The sequence below is a fragment of the Aureimonas altamirensis genome (genome assembly GCF_023702225.1).
Lineage (GTDB): Bacteria > Pseudomonadota > Alphaproteobacteria > Rhizobiales > Rhizobiaceae > Aureimonas > Aureimonas altamirensis_B.
In genome coordinates, this window is the sequence record NZ_JAMQCO010000003.1 from 34,925 (window position 1) to 48,233 (window position 13,309).

Sequence of the window (13,309 nt, forward strand, 5' to 3'; positions counted from 1 at the left end):
CCAGCTATCCGATAAACTGCGCCACGAATAGGGCGTTACGGCGCATTAGCGGCGATGGAACGGGTCAGGGACCCTTCCGGCCGTTGTTGCGGCCCATGACGCATGCGCCGTAACGCTCGAGGGCCTTGCGAAGACGGTCGCTTTCGATACGCGACACCGCCTCCTCGATCTGCTTCTGCTGGAGGCTGTCCGGCGCACGCCAGGCAGGCTTCCTGTCCGGCGGCGAAACCGCGACCGCGCGCTGCACGATCCGCAGCGAGCCCACCGCATGATATCCGAAAAAGGCGTTCAGCCGCTGCACGACCTCGCCGCTCTCATGCTGGAGACGCAGCACGAATGCCCCTTCGCAGGCGACGATCAGGGTAGCCGGCCGAAAGGGCTCGTCCTCGTATCGCTGCGGCGGCCATTGCAGCCGCTCCGGCCGGGTTGCGCCGGCCAACCGTGTTCCGACGATCTCGGGCCATGCCGAAAGCAGCCCGAGGCTCATGCCGGCCTTGCGCGCCAGAACAGGCTCCACAAGGCTCGCGGTCAGTTCCCCGATCTGCCAGCAGCGTTTCCTGCGTACCGGCCCGCCCGCCATGTCACGCCCGGCCGATCTCGGCCCGAAGACGGGCGCCAAGCTGCTTGCGGCGAAGATCGGTCAAAGTGACGCTCATGTAGCCGAAGATCACGGTAACCATCCACTCGTTCAGAAGCACGCCGTGAAAGGAACCATAACTGAAGACCAGCACAACGAAAACGACCGATGTCTCGCGCAGCATCGTATTGCGGGACCGCACGAAGACCGTTCCGATGAAAACGCCGAAGACGCCGACGAGCAGTAGCGTACCGACGATCCCGCTGTTCAGCGCCTCGTCCACGATAAGGTTGTGCAGGTGGGTATACTGGCCCACCTGCGCCTCGTTCACCCCGGATCGCTCCGCCACGGTTTCCATCTTGCCGACATGGCCGATTCCGATCAGCGGATGCTCGCGCCAGATCTCGAAGGCGGAAGACCACATGGCCATGCGCACATCGACGGAGCCCGATGCGACGCCGGTCTGCTCGTAGCGGTCGATCTCCACCAACGCCTGGTCCGCCCGTTGCATGACGATGCCGGACATCGGCAACAGCGCCGCCACGGCAACGCAGGCCCCGATGGCCAGCGCCACGACGGAGCGCCGGTCGCCGACGCCGACGACGCGCCGCCACACATGGACGAGGTCCAGTATGCCGAAAATCGGGTAGATGCCCCAGGTTGCGCGCGTCTGCGAAAGCAGCGCCGGTACGAAGGAGAGATACAGCCACCAGCGGCCATTGGGCAAAATTCGGGGCGGGCGCTCCATGGGCAGGCGCGCGACCAGGCCGAACGCCGCGGCGATGAAGCCCAGTATCGCCTCGTTTCGGCCCAGGCCGACGCGAATGCCGGTCGCCCAGAACTCGGCCGGCGTCGCAATGAGCAGTGCGACGACACCGATACGGGCACCGAGGATCGTGGCATCCAGCGGACGCCTGACGAAGAAAAGGCCGAGCGGCAGGAACACGCAGGCCAGCTCGATAGCCGCATAGGACAAGAGCCTGTTGCCGTCGAACCCTTCCCCGCGCAGCAGGCTGAGCCCGATGGACCAGGCGACATAGGCCGCCAGCACGATCGTGAATGCCGGCGGCGCGAGCCGCCAGCTCGATGGCCGGATGACGGCGTGGACTACCCCGACCACGGCGATAAGGGCGAAAAGGCCCTTGCCCAAGGAAACCAGGACACCGATCAGCGCCATCGCGGCGGTCAGCAGCAGCGGGTCGGTGCGCCGCCGCAAGAGCAGGAACCTGCCCACGCTCACCGTTTGCCCTCGAACGCCGCGCGGATGCGCGACACGAAATCGCCCGTCCGAAACCGCAGTGTCGGAAGGCGCTGCCACGGCTTGAGCCGAAAGGCGGAATAGCTTTGCCCTTCCATCGTGGTGCCCTCGTTAGTCAATGGGTTGAGGCCAAGCGCATTCGGCTCGACATGCCGCACGCGGATATCGTGCGCCCAGCCGCGCTCCATCGCCACGTCGTAGGGCAGCGTCATGGGACGCAGGCCCTGCAACATGCGCGCGGCAGCCTTCCGGTTGAGCATGTAGGCCGCCGAACCGCCGGTTGGCCCGAACACGGCCCTTCCCATGCGGATGCCGCCTGACAGGATACGATCCACCTTCAGGCGGGGCATTCGATAGTTGACCAGCTTGACGAGGTCCCAGTCGTCGACCGCGACGATATCCTCCACGACCCGCCGGAAGGCGGCGTCGGGCGCGGCGTCGTCCTCGAAGATGACGGCGATATCCGCATCGCTGCCCAGGAAAACCTCGAATGCGCGCAGATGGCTGGCATAGCAGCCGTATTCTCCAGGTTGCGGACGTTTGCCGTGGTCCCGCATGAAGCCGGGCACGTCCAGCAGCCGCTGCCGCTCCTCCTCGGACACGGCGCGGCCATCGACGGCCGGGATGCGGACCAGTTCGATGCCGGCGGAGGCGGCATCCGCCATGACTGCCGAAAGCCTGTCCTGCGACCGGTCGAGATTGATGACGTAGTGAATGATCCGCACGAAACCGGGCAACTTTGGCTGATGAGTCAGGTGTTCGGATGAACGCTTGAGTGTGCCCTGTCAAGACGACCGCCCATCGGCAGGTATCGTGCCGGGCGATTGCGGGGCCGCTCGTTTTGGCCTAGGCCCTGCAAGAGCGAGAGGCGGGCCCAATGCAGCGAGACGACATGGCAGGCGGGGTCACGACCCGCCTTCTGGATTGGTACGACGCGCATGCGAGGCGATTGCCGTGGCGGATCCCCCCCGGCGACAAACGGGCCGGAATCCGTCCCGATCCGTATCGCGTCTGGCTTTCCGAGGTCATGCTGCAGCAAACCACGGTTGCCGCCGTCAAATCGTATTATGCCGACTTCCTGTCGCGCTGGCCCACTGTCGACGCGCTGGCCGCAGCGCGCGACGAGGAGGTCATGGCGGCGTGGGCCGGCCTCGGTTATTATGCAAGGGCTCGAAACCTCCTGGCCTGCGCGCGGGCCGTCTCGGCGCGCGGCGGGGTCTTTCCCGGCAGCGCAGCCGGCCTGCGGGACTTGCCGGGCATCGGCGACTATACCGCCGCCGCCATAGCGGCCATAGCCTATGACGAACCGGTCGCCGTGGTCGATGGCAATGTGGAGCGCGTCGTCAGCCGGCTGGAACTCATCCACACGCCGCTTCCGGCGGCAAAGCCGGCGATCAGGATGGCGATGCAGGCGATGACGCCGCCCGACCGCCCAGGCGACTTCGCGCAGGCCGTGATGGATCTGGGCGCCACGATCTGCACCTCGCGCCGGCCGGCCTGTGCGATCTGCCCCGTGGTCGAGCCATGCGGCGCACGCGCAAGGGGCACGCAGGAGACCCTTCCCGTGAAGGCTCCGAAGGCGGAGAAGCCCTTGCGGGTCGGCGCTGCCTTCGTGGCGGAACATCCCGGCCTCGGCGCCGTCCTTCTGCGGCGGCGACCGTCGAAAGGCCTTCTGGCCGAGATGGAGGAGCCGCCGACGACCGGCTGGACGGCGCGGGTGGACGGCGCCACGGATGCCGCCGCGGCCCCGCTGGCGGCGCCGTGGACGCTGGCCGGCACGGTCGAGCATACCTTCACCCATTTCCGGCTGAGGCTTTCCGTCTGGCATGCGGAAACAAATGCTGCGGCGCCGGATGGAATGTGGTGGCAGCCGGTCGACGACCTCGCCGATCGGGCCCTTCCGACCCTTATGCGCAAGTGCATCGCGGTGGCTCTCGCCTGACGCGTCTCGATGTTCGGACCCAATCGGTCACATAGTCGGCATTGAGCGTATCGGCTTCGGCCGCGCCGACGGCGCGAAAGGCTTCGAGATCCGCCGGGAGGCGGCAGGTTTCGCCCTCGCGGCCGCCCTGCAACTGCAGGATGATCCCGCCGCTGCGGCTGACGCCGACGACCGTGCCGACAAAGTGCTCTACCCGGCACCCCGCTGCCTCGTCATGCGTTATACCGACAAGAACGGTCGCCCCGTTCAGCTTTTCGGCCCGGGCCACATCCCATCCGCAAGCGGTGTCTTCCATGTCGCGTCTCTCCCACGCCATCGAGGTGCCTCGATGGGTCGGAGTTCTGCCACGGAACAACCGCGACGCAAGAAACCGAGGATGGTTCCCGCGTCCAGGGAGGAAACGCTCTAGATGGCGCCCATGCGCGCACGCACTTCCTTGCGCAGTTCGTCGATCACACGCAACCTGCCGCCCTCCCTGACATGCCAGAAGGTCCAGCCATTGCACGCCTCCAAGCCCTGCACCTGGGCGCCGACACGGTGGATGGAGGCGGCGTGGTTGGCGGTGGCGATCGTTCCATCGGCACGCACCAGCGCGCTGTATCGGCCGCGCGAGTCGGTGAGTTCCGTTCCGGGAGTCAGAAGCCCGGCCTCGATCAGCGTCGTGAAGGCGATGCGCGGTTCGGCGCGCTTGCCGGGCGTAATGCGGATCGACAGGCTGTCGAGCGGCTCCACCGCATCAATGCGGGCGCGTGCCGCGTCGATATAGCTGTCCTCCCGCTCGATGCCCACGAAATGACGGCCGAGCCGCTTGGCCACGGCGCCGGTCGTCCCGGTTCCGAAGAACGGGTCGAGGATCGTATCTCCCGGCCGCGTCGACGACAGGATCACCCGCGCCAGAAGTGCCTCGGGCTTCTGCGTCGGGTGCACCTTGCGCCCGTCCTCTCCCTTCAGGCGCTCCGAACCGGAGCAGATGGGGAAATGCCAGTCCGAGCGCATCTGGAGATCGTCATTGGCGGCCTTCATCGCTTCGTAATTGAAGGTGTAGCCCTTGGCCTCCCGGTCGCGGGACGCCCAGATCAACGTCTCGTGCGCGTTCTGGAAGCGACGCCCGCGGAAATTCGGCATCGGGTTGGCCTTGCGCCACACGATGTCGTTGAGCATCCAGAAACCCAGGTCCTGCATGATCGCGCCGACCCGGAAGATGTTGTGGTACGAGCCGATGACCCAGATCGTGCCGTTCGGCTTGAGCACCCGGCGCGCGGCCAGAAGCCATGCGCGCGTGAAGGAATCGTAGGCCGCGAAGCTTTCGAACTGGTCCCAGGCGTCGTCGACCGCGTCCACCTTGGACTGGTCGGGCCGGGTCAGGTCTCCGCCGAGTTGCAGGTTGTAGGGCGGATCGGCAAAGATGGCGTCCACCGATTTCTCGGGCAACGCTTCGAGCCGCGAGATGCAGTCACCCTTGATGATGGTGTCGCGCCATTCCAGATTGGTGGAAACAGGTTGCACTTTCGACGCAGGACGAGCATTCGACATCGGGACACCCACGGGTTCAACGCAGAACTAAAACCGGGGTCATGGTTATCGAACGGGGTAAACAATCCATGAAGCGCCCGCTCGAAACTTTATGGACGCGCGCCCGACGCGTCGGATGGCTTGCGCTTTGACAGGAGTTTTCAACGGGATGGCACTTTCGCTCATCATCTTCGACTGCGACGGCGTCCTCGTCGATTCAGAGATCGTCGCGGCACAGATCGAATCCGAAAAGCTGGCCGAACTCGGCCTGGAGTTTTCACCGGAGGAGATTTCCGAGCGATTTGCCGGCCTGACCCTGACGCGGATCACCGAGATCCTGACCGAGGAAACAGGCGTGATCTTTCCGGACGGCTTCGTCGCGGAGGTCGAACGCGAAAGCGATGTCCGCCTTGCGAAGGTGGCGAAAATTCCAGGCGTCCACGACATGCTGGACCGGCTCGAACTGCCGCGCTGCATCTGCTCGAACTCGATGATGAACCGGTTGCAGCTCATGCTGAAGCCCGCCGGCCTGTGGGACCGTTTCCGCCCCTATGTCTTCCCCTCGCGCGAGGTCGGAACGAAGCGGGGCAAGCCTGCGCCGGACGTCTTCCTATATGCCTGCAAGGAATTCGGCGTCGCCCCGGAAGAGGCCATCGTGCTGGAGGATTCCGTCCACGGCGTCGCCGCGGCCGTCGCGGCCGGTTGCCGCGTCGTGGGCTTTACCGGCGGCAAGCATACCCACCGCGGCCATGCGGACTCCCTCACCGAAGCGGGGGCGGAGACGGTCATCAGCCGCCTGTCGGACTTCCCCGCCACGGTCGAGGCCTTCGCCGACTGGGAACGCGTCTAGAGCGTTTCCTACTCATATGGAAACACTCTAGGACGTTTCCCCCGGCGCCCGCTACTGATCCAGGCCGGCCTGCACCAGCAGCCGGCCACCTTCGGGCACGACGATCCCGCGGTCGACATAGGTGAATTGCGTCGGACCGCCGGGCACCACGTTTGCCGCGACACGTCCCGCCCTGGAGTAGAGCTCGCCGCCGGCGTTGCGAACCGAAACCCGAAGCGGCACCGTCACCTGGCCGGCGCGGGCGGCGGCACCCGGCACGATGCGCCCCGCCACCCCGACATCCATGTAGACCTGCCCGCCCTCGATGCGGCAGGAGCGCGTCACGTCCGATACGGAGACGATATATTCGTAGGCCGGCGCCGTGCCCTTCCGCATGACGGCGCGCGCTTCCGGCACCTCGATGCGCGGACAGTCGCGCGGGTCGGCCGCCGCCATGGGCGCACTTTCCGGGCCACGGCCGGGCCCCTGCGTGGTGCATCCGGCCAGCACGGCCGCAAGGCCGACAGCGGCCAGCGCGATTTTCCCGGTGAATGCCGACATGCCGTTTCTCCACGCTTGTCAGGGCCGCGTCGCGATTCGCTTCCGCGCCGTCATCGACAGCATCGATTCCACGTCACCGGCCCGCAATTCAAGTGAGCGGGGTTGGAACACGCCCTCTCATTCGTGTTAGAGGAGTTCTCTTCGCGCGAATGCGTGCGGCACCGGCCAGCCGGCGCCGGAATGCAGGATGGGAGTTATCGTGAGATACGTCAGTTCGCGGGGGCAGGCCCCTCGCCTCGGTTTCGCAGATGTCCTCCTGGCCGGATTGGCCAGCGACGGCGGACTTTATGTGCCTGAAACCTGGCCGACCGTTTCCGCCGACACCGTCGAGGGCTTTGCCGGCAAACCCTATGCCGACGTTGCATTCGCAGTGCTGAAGCCTTACGTGGGCGGCGAGATTTCCGATGCGGATTTGCGCCGCATGGTCGACGAGGCCTACGCCACGTTTCGCCACCCGGCCGTCGCGCCGCTCGTCCAGACCGACGCCGATACCTTCGTTCTGGAGCTGTTCCACGGACCGACGCTGGCGTTCAAGGACGTGGCGATGCAACTTCTGGCGCGCCTTATGGACCATGTCCTGGCGGAGCGTGGCCAGCGCGCCACCATCGTGGGCGCCACCTCGGGCGACACCGGCGGCGCAGCCATCGCCGCTTTCGCCCAGTCGGCGCGCACCGACATCTTCATCCTGTTTCCCAAGGGGCGGGTGTCCCCCGTACAGCAGCGGCAGATGACGGGACATGGCGCAGCCAATGTGCATGCCCTGGCGGTGGACGGCACCTTCGACGACTGCCAGGCCCTCGTGAAAGCCATGTTCAACGATGCCGCCTTCCGCCGAGACACGGCGTTGTCGGGCGTGAACTCCATCAACTGGGCGCGCATCATGGCCCAGATCGTCTACTACTTCACCGCGGCGGCCAGCCTCGGCGCGCCGGGCCGCAAGATCTCGTTCACCGTGCCGACGGGCAATTTCGGCGATATCTTCGCCGGATATGCGGCCAAGCGCATGGGGCTGCCCATCGACCGGCTCGTGATCGCCACCAACGCCAACGACATCCTTGCACGCACGCTGGCGGACGGCGTCTACGAGACGCAGGGCGTCCACCCGACGACGTCGCCGTCCATGGACATCCAGGTGTCGTCCAACTTCGAGAGGCTGCTGTTCGAGGCCGGCGGCCGTGATGCGGCGCTCGTCACACGGCTGATGCAGAGCCTGTCGCAATCCGGGCGCTTCACCCTGCCGGAGGGCGTTCTTGCAGCGATCCGCGCCGAGTTCGACGCCGGGCGCGCCGACGAGGCCGCCACGGCCGAAACGATCCGCGCCGTCAACGACACACGCGCCTATCTTCTCGATCCGCATACGGCGGTTGCCGTGTCCGTTGCCGGCGCCACGCCGCATGACGGCGTCATGGTGGTCCTGGGCACCGCCCATCCCGCGAAGTTTCCCGATGCCGTGGAAGCCGCTTCCGGTATCCGCCCCGCCCTGCCGCCGACCCACGCCGACCTGATGGAGAGGCCCGAAGTGTTCACGGTTCTCGCCAATGATGCAGCCGCCATCAAGGCATTCATCGCCGGGCGCAGCCGCGCCGCCACGATCGGGGCCGCCGCATGAGCCGCCCGACCGTGGAGATCACCCGCCTGTCGAACGGTTTGACCATTGCGACGGACCACATGCCCAAGCTGGAAAGCGCGGCGCTGGGCATCTGGGTCAAGGCCGGCGCACGTGACGAACGCGAGAACGAGCATGGCATCGCCCATCTGCTCGAGCACATGGCCTTCAAGGGCACGGGGCAGCGCAGCGCGCGCCAGATCGCCGAAGAGATCGAAGACGTCGGCGGCGAGCTCAATGCCTCGACCAGCGTCGAGACGACCGCCTATTACGCCCGCGTCATGCGCGAGGACGTGCCCCTTGCGGTAGACATCCTGTGCGACATCCTGCTCGACTCCCGCTTCGACGAGGACGAACTCTCGCGCGAGAAGCATGTCATCCTGCAAGAGCTTGGAGCCGCCGAGGACACGCCGGACGACATCGTCTTCGACCATTTCCAGTCCGCCGCCTTCGCCGGGCAGATCGTCGGCCGCCCCATCCTCGGCACGCGCGCCAGCGTCACCGGCTTCTCCCGGCAGGACCTTCGCGCCTATCTCGGCCGGAACTACACCCCCGACCGGATGGTCGTCTCCGCTGCGGGCGCCGTCTCGCACCAGGACATGGTCGACCGGATTTCCGCAGCCTTCGGCGCGCTGCCCGCCGGCGCGCCGGACACCGGGACCGGCGCGCCGGCAACCTATACGGGTGGCGACTTCCGCGAAGCGCGCGATCTTGCCGATGCCCAGATCGTGCTCGGCTTCGAAGGTCGCCCCTATTACGCCCGCGACTTCTATGCTTCGCAGGTGCTCTCGATCATCCTCGGAGGCGGGATGTCCTCGCGGCTGTTCCAGGAGATCCGCGAGAGCCGTGGCTTGTGCTATGCCGTGTCGGCTTTCCACTGGAGCTTTTCGGACAGCGGCATCTTCGGCGTGCACGCCGCGACCGGCGAAGAGGAACTGGCCGAACTTGCCCCCGTCATCGTCGACGAGTTGATGCGCGCCGCTTCGGGCATCACCGAAAAGGAAGTCAACCGCGCTCGCGCGCAGATGCGCTCCAGCCTTCTCATGAGCCAGGAAAGCCCGGCCTCCCGGGCGGCCCAGATCGCCCGGCAGTTGATGTTCAAGGGCTCGCCGATCGACAATACCGAGCTTCTCGACAGGCTGGCGGCCATCTCCGCCGAGCGCCTGGCCGACCTGGCGGGCCGCACCTTCCTCGGATCCCGGCCCACGCTGGCGGCGATCGGGCCGGTCGGCCACCTGCCGTCGATCGAGGCGTTGAGCGAGCGGCTCGGCAGCCCGGGGGGCGAAGTGCCCCGCCGGGCCAGCGCGCGCTAGAGCCCGTCGGTATCGACAGTTCGATCAGGCAGGGCATCGCGCGCAAGGAGCTGGAGCGGGTCGGTTATGGCGTTTCTCGACTGGCTTTCCCGTGTCACGGCCCCCCGGCTGGAGGGCGACGGCCTCGTCCTGCGCCTTCCCGAAATCCGCGACTATCCGGCCTGGGCCCAGCTAAGACAGGAAAGCCAGGGGTTTCTGGCGCCGTGGGAGCCGGCCTGGAGCGACGACGAGTTGAGCCGGAACGCCTACAGGGAGCGGTTGTCCCGCTATCGCAGCGAGGCGCGGGAGCGCACGGCCTATAATTTCTTCGTTTTCGGAGATGGTGGCGCCACGCTTTACGGTGGACTTTCCATCGGCCTCATCCGGCGGGGCGTTGCCCAGTCGGGCACGCTCGGCTACTGGATGGGGGAACGCCACGCCGGGCGCGGCCATATGTCCGCCGCGGTGCGGCTGGTGAGTATTTACGCGTTCGATGTCGAGGGCCTGCATCGGCTGGAAGCCGCCTGCCTGCCATCGAACGAAAGATCGAGCCGGCTGCTCGAAAGGGCAGGTTTCCGGCAAGAGGGCTATTTGAGAAAATACCTGAAGATTGCTGGCGAGTGGGAAGACCATAATCTTTACTCCCTCCTTGCCGAAGATTGGTCGCGTTCGCGGCGCATGGGTCGCGATGCCGACCGCCATTGAGTCCTGCCTGCTGCCCGGGCGTGCGGCAGCAAGCCGCCGTACAGGGATTGGAGAAGACGCAAGTGAGCCACCGAGAGCCTTCGTTGTGATCACCGGCCTCCTTGCCCGCCGCGCTGCGCTGCACGTCGTTGCCGCAATGTTTGCCCTGCTGGCCGTCATGGGCGTCGCCCAGGCGCTCGAGCCGGTCGGCATCGGCCGCGACACCGTGGCCGTGGACCTGATGCCGGCGGTGGAACTGCATCGCGGCAGCGGCAACAACTTCCAGGTTTCCACGGTGCCGGGGGCCGACGGCATCGTCCGCCGCATCGAGGTGGAATCAGTGTCCGCCAATCCGTCCGGCAACTGGGCCGTCTTTTCGCTTGCCAACAATGCCGACACGCAGATCGACAGGCTGGTCGTCGCCCCGCACTTTAAGCTGGCCGGCTCGGGCGTCGTCTGGCCCGATCTCGGCTCCCGGCGGATCGCCGCCATCACCCCGTCGGAGGGGTTCGCGCTCGATCGACAGGAAAGCTCGGAGGCCGACCTGTTTCTGGTGACGCTGGACCCCGGCTCGGTCATCACCTTCGTGGCAGAACTGTCGTCCGACAGGCTTCCGGAAATCCGCCTGTGGGAGCCGAACGCCTACAAGGATACCGTCAACGCGTTCACCCTGTATCGCGGCATCGTCCTCGGTATCGCCGGCCTGCTCGCCGTGTTCCTGACCATTCTGTTCGTGGTGAAGGGCTCTGCCGTCTTCCCCGCGACGGCCGCCCTGGCCTGGGCCGTCCTGGCCTATATCTGCATCGACTTCGACTTCTGGCAGAAGCTGGTCCCCATCCAGCCGGGGCAGGAGCGATTATGGCGTGCCGGCACCGAAGTGGCGATCGCCTTTACGCTGGTCGTCTTCCTCTACGCCTATCTCAACCTCAACCGATGGCATCGCGCGCTCTCGGCCTTTACGCTGATATGGCTGTGCGGCCTCGGCGGCCTCGGCGTGCTGGCCGCATTCGAGCCGGCCATCGCATCGGGCGTCGCCCGCATGTCCATGGTTGCCATCGCCGCCATCGGCGCGGTTCTCATACTTGCGCTGGCTATCAAGGGCTACGACAGGGCAGTGATGCTGATCCCCACCTGGGCGCTCGTCTGCGGCTGGCTCGTCGCCGCCGCCATGACCGTGCAGGGAGGCATCGACAACGATATCGTCCAATCGGCCCTCGGCGGGGGGCTGGTGCTGATCGTGCTGCTGTTCGGGTTCACCGTCATGCAGCATGCATTCGCAGGCGGAACAGTCTCGGCCGGGCCCATATCGGACATGGAGCGTCGTTCGCTGGCGCTGTCGGGCACCGGCGACGCCATCTGGGATTGGGACGTCACGCGCGACCGCATCTATGTCGGCGCGGAAGCGGAAGAGGCCGCCGGCCTTCCCATCCGCACCATGAACGGGCCCGCTCGCGATTGGCTTCCCATCCTCCACCCGGACGACAGGGACAGGTTCAAGGCCACGCTCGACGCCGTGATCGAGCACAGGCGCGGCCGCATCTCGCAGGATTTCCGCGTCCGCGGCGATGATGGCCACTATCACTGGATGAACCTGCACTCGCGCCCCGTCCTCGGCAGCGACGGCGAGGTGGTGCGCTGCGTCGGGACGCTGAAGGACGTCACGGGCCGCCGCAAGTCCGAAGAACGGCTGTTGCATGACGCGCTGCACGACCAGTTGACCGGGTTGCCCAACCGCGAATTGCTGCTGGACCGGCTGGACGCCCTCGCCGCGCTGATCGGCTGCCAGATCGAGATGCGCCCCACCGTCTTCGTCATCGACCTCGACGATTTCGGCCGCATCAACGAAGCCTATGGCGTAGTCACGGGCGATACCGTGCTGCTGACCGTGGCGCGGCGCCTGCGGCGTGTCCTGAAACCGCAGGATTCGCTTGCGCGGCTCGACGCCGACCGCTTTGCCATCATCCTCAACTCGCGCACCGACATCGCCGAGGTCGCGGCCTTCGCCGAGTTCCTGCGCGGCGTCATCCGTGCGCCGATCGGCTTTACCGATACGGAAATCGGACTGACGGGATCGATCGGCCTGACGGGCTGGACCGAAGGGGCCGGCGCGGAAGAACTCTTGAAGGAAGCCGAGCTGGCCATGTACGAGGCCAAGCGCCTCGGCGGCGACCGGATCGAGCCGTTCAGGCCGTCGTTCAAGACGGTCGGCTCCGGCCGCATGGAACTGGAGGCGGATCTGCGCCGCGCCTTCGCCCGGCATGAGCTGCATGTCTACTTCCAGCCCGTGATCCGCGTGAAGGACGGCACGACAGCCGGTTTCGAGGCCGTGTTGCGCTGGGAACATCCCAAGCGAGGCCTTGTGCCCCTGGGGGAACTGGTGCCCGTGGCAGAGGCGAGCGGCCAGTTAGACGCGCTGTGCCAGCTCGTACTGGACGAAGCGGCGCGCCGCCTGAGCGACTGGCAGCGCATCGCCGGCTACTCCAACCTGTTCGTCTGCGTGGACATTCTCAGCGGTAGCCTTCTGCGTCAGGATCTCGTCAACGACGTGAACCTCGTACTGAAGCGCTACAAGATCGCACCCGAGACGTTGCGCCTCGAGATGACGGAAGCAAGCGTCATGGCCAACCCGGAGCGGACGGCGCGTGTACTGGAGCGCCTGCGCAAGATGGAGGTCGGGCTGACGCTGGACGAGTTCGGCTCGGGCCGCTCGTCGCTTTCGGACCTCATGCGCTTCCAGTTCGACGCGGTGAAGATCGATCGCAGCTTCCTGCGCGGCGATCGGCGCGAAGAGCGCCTGATGATCTACCACTCCATCATCGCCATGGCACACGATCTCGGACTGACGGTTATAGCCGAAGGCGTCGAGAATACGGCCGACGCGGAGAAGATCCGCCAGTTCAAATGCGACTATATCCAGAGTCGCATGCATTCGCCTGCCGTATCGGCGGAAGAGGCCCGCCGCCGCCTGCAGGATCGGAACGGTCAGAAAAAGGTGATATCGAAGATACGGCGCACGGCCTGACGCCTCCAGCCGGTCGGCGGCATCGC

At 66.2% G+C, this 13,309-nt stretch carries 12 protein-coding genes; 6 read left to right on the top strand and 6 right to left on the bottom strand.

The window, feature by feature from the left end; translation table 11 throughout:
- Positions 1-64: 64 nt before the first annotated feature.
- The 3 genes from NDN16_RS05340 to NDN16_RS05350 are packed head-to-tail and all read right to left on the bottom strand — an operon-like array spanning position 65 to position 2,572.
- Complete coding sequence (locus tag NDN16_RS05340) at positions 65-580, bottom strand: DUF721 domain-containing protein (RefSeq protein WP_251112606.1); 516 nt, start codon at positions 578-580, stop codon at positions 65-67.
- 1 nt (position 581) lies between these two features.
- Positions 582-1,817, bottom strand: a complete 1,236-nt coding sequence (locus NDN16_RS21055) for an O-antigen ligase family protein (RefSeq protein WP_251112607.1) — start codon at positions 1,815-1,817, stop codon at positions 582-584.
- Entirely contained in the window at positions 1,814-2,572 is a 759-nt protein-coding gene (locus NDN16_RS05350) for a glycosyltransferase family 25 protein (RefSeq protein ID WP_285292443.1), read from the bottom strand. Before NDN16_RS05350 ends, NDN16_RS21055 begins: the two co-directional genes overlap by 4 nt.
- 140 nt (positions 2,573-2,712) lie before the next feature.
- Between NDN16_RS05350 and NDN16_RS05355 the strand changes: the two genes are divergently transcribed.
- Positions 2,713-3,777, top strand: coding sequence for an A/G-specific adenine glycosylase (locus NDN16_RS05355; protein WP_251112609.1), 1,065 nt, complete (start codon positions 2,713-2,715; stop codon positions 3,775-3,777).
- On the opposite strand, the gene NDN16_RS05360 is transcribed toward NDN16_RS05355, so the two are convergent.
- Both NDN16_RS05360 and NDN16_RS05365 read right to left on the bottom strand, forming a co-directional pair.
- Positions 3,743-4,072: a hypothetical protein gene (locus tag NDN16_RS05360; RefSeq protein WP_251112610.1), complete on the bottom strand. Its 330-nt coding sequence runs from the start codon at positions 4,070-4,072 to the stop codon at positions 3,743-3,745. The two genes, NDN16_RS05355 and NDN16_RS05360, sit on opposite strands and share 35 nt — an antisense overlap.
- Positions 4,073-4,182: 110 nt before the next feature.
- Positions 4,183-5,310 (bottom strand): site-specific DNA-methyltransferase, encoded by a 1,128-nt coding sequence (locus tag NDN16_RS05365; protein WP_251112611.1) that lies wholly within the window; start codon positions 5,308-5,310, stop codon positions 4,183-4,185.
- 148 nt (positions 5,311-5,458) lie between these two features.
- On the opposite strand from NDN16_RS05365, the gene NDN16_RS05370 reads away from it, so the two are divergent.
- Positions 5,459-6,139, top strand: a complete 681-nt coding sequence (locus tag NDN16_RS05370) for an HAD family hydrolase (RefSeq protein WP_251112612.1) — start codon at positions 5,459-5,461, stop codon at positions 6,137-6,139.
- A 51-nt stretch (positions 6,140-6,190) separates the two neighbouring features.
- Here NDN16_RS05370 and NDN16_RS05375 read toward each other — a convergent pair whose 3' ends face one another.
- A complete protein-coding gene (locus tag NDN16_RS05375) occupies positions 6,191-6,679 on the bottom strand; it encodes a hypothetical protein (RefSeq protein ID WP_251112613.1) in 489 nt (162 codons plus the stop codon).
- Between the two features lie 199 nt (positions 6,680-6,878).
- Here NDN16_RS05375 and thrC point away from each other — a divergent pair, with 199 nt between their 5' ends.
- The 4 genes from thrC (at position 6,879) to NDN16_RS05395 (ending at position 13,283) form a co-directional block, all read left to right on the top strand.
- Positions 6,879-8,288 carry a threonine synthase gene (thrC, locus tag NDN16_RS05380; protein ID WP_251112614.1) on the top strand — a complete coding sequence of 470 codons (1,410 nt, stop codon included), beginning with the start codon at positions 6,879-6,881 and terminating at the stop codon, positions 8,286-8,288.
- Positions 8,285-9,598, top strand: coding sequence for a M16 family metallopeptidase (locus tag NDN16_RS05385; protein WP_251112615.1), 1,314 nt, complete (start codon positions 8,285-8,287; stop codon positions 9,596-9,598). The genes thrC and NDN16_RS05385 overlap by 4 nt, the downstream gene beginning before the upstream one ends.
- A 66-nt stretch (positions 9,599-9,664) precedes the next feature.
- Positions 9,665-10,282, top strand: coding sequence for a GNAT family N-acetyltransferase (locus NDN16_RS05390; protein WP_251112616.1), 618 nt, complete (start codon positions 9,665-9,667; stop codon positions 10,280-10,282).
- A gap of 136 nt (positions 10,283-10,418) precedes the next feature.
- Positions 10,419-13,283 carry a putative bifunctional diguanylate cyclase/phosphodiesterase gene (locus NDN16_RS05395; RefSeq protein ID WP_435301065.1) on the top strand — a complete coding sequence of 955 codons (2,865 nt, stop codon included), beginning with the start codon at positions 10,419-10,421 and terminating at the stop codon, positions 13,281-13,283.
- The last annotated feature ends 26 nt before the right edge of the window (positions 13,284-13,309 follow it).

Excerpts from the sequence above, each read along its gene's own strand:
- NDN16_RS05375 (WP_251112613.1), bottom strand. The coding sequence starts at position 6,679 with ATGTCGGCATTCACCGGGAAAATCGCGCTGGCCGCTGTCGGCCTTGCG.
- NDN16_RS05340 (WP_251112606.1), bottom strand. The coding sequence starts at position 580 with ATGGCGGGCGGGCCGGTACGCAGGAAACGCTGCTGGCAGATCGGGGAA.
- NDN16_RS05385 (WP_251112615.1), top strand. The coding sequence starts at position 8,285 with ATGAGCCGCCCGACCGTGGAGATCACCCGCCTGTCGAACGGTTTGACC.
- NDN16_RS05395 (WP_435301065.1), top strand. The coding sequence starts at position 10,419 with ATGTTTGCCCTGCTGGCCGTCATGGGCGTCGCCCAGGCGCTCGAGCCG.
- NDN16_RS05360 (WP_251112610.1), bottom strand. The coding sequence starts at position 4,072 with ATGGAAGACACCGCTTGCGGATGGGATGTGGCCCGGGCCGAAAAGCTG.
- NDN16_RS05390 (WP_251112616.1), top strand. The coding sequence starts at position 9,665 with ATGGCGTTTCTCGACTGGCTTTCCCGTGTCACGGCCCCCCGGCTGGAG.
- NDN16_RS05370 (WP_251112612.1), top strand. The coding sequence starts at position 5,459 with ATGGCACTTTCGCTCATCATCTTCGACTGCGACGGCGTCCTCGTCGAT.
- NDN16_RS05355 (WP_251112609.1), top strand. The coding sequence starts at position 2,713 with ATGCAGCGAGACGACATGGCAGGCGGGGTCACGACCCGCCTTCTGGAT.
- NDN16_RS05365 (WP_251112611.1), bottom strand. The coding sequence starts at position 5,310 with ATGTCGAATGCTCGTCCTGCGTCGAAAGTGCAACCTGTTTCCACCAAT.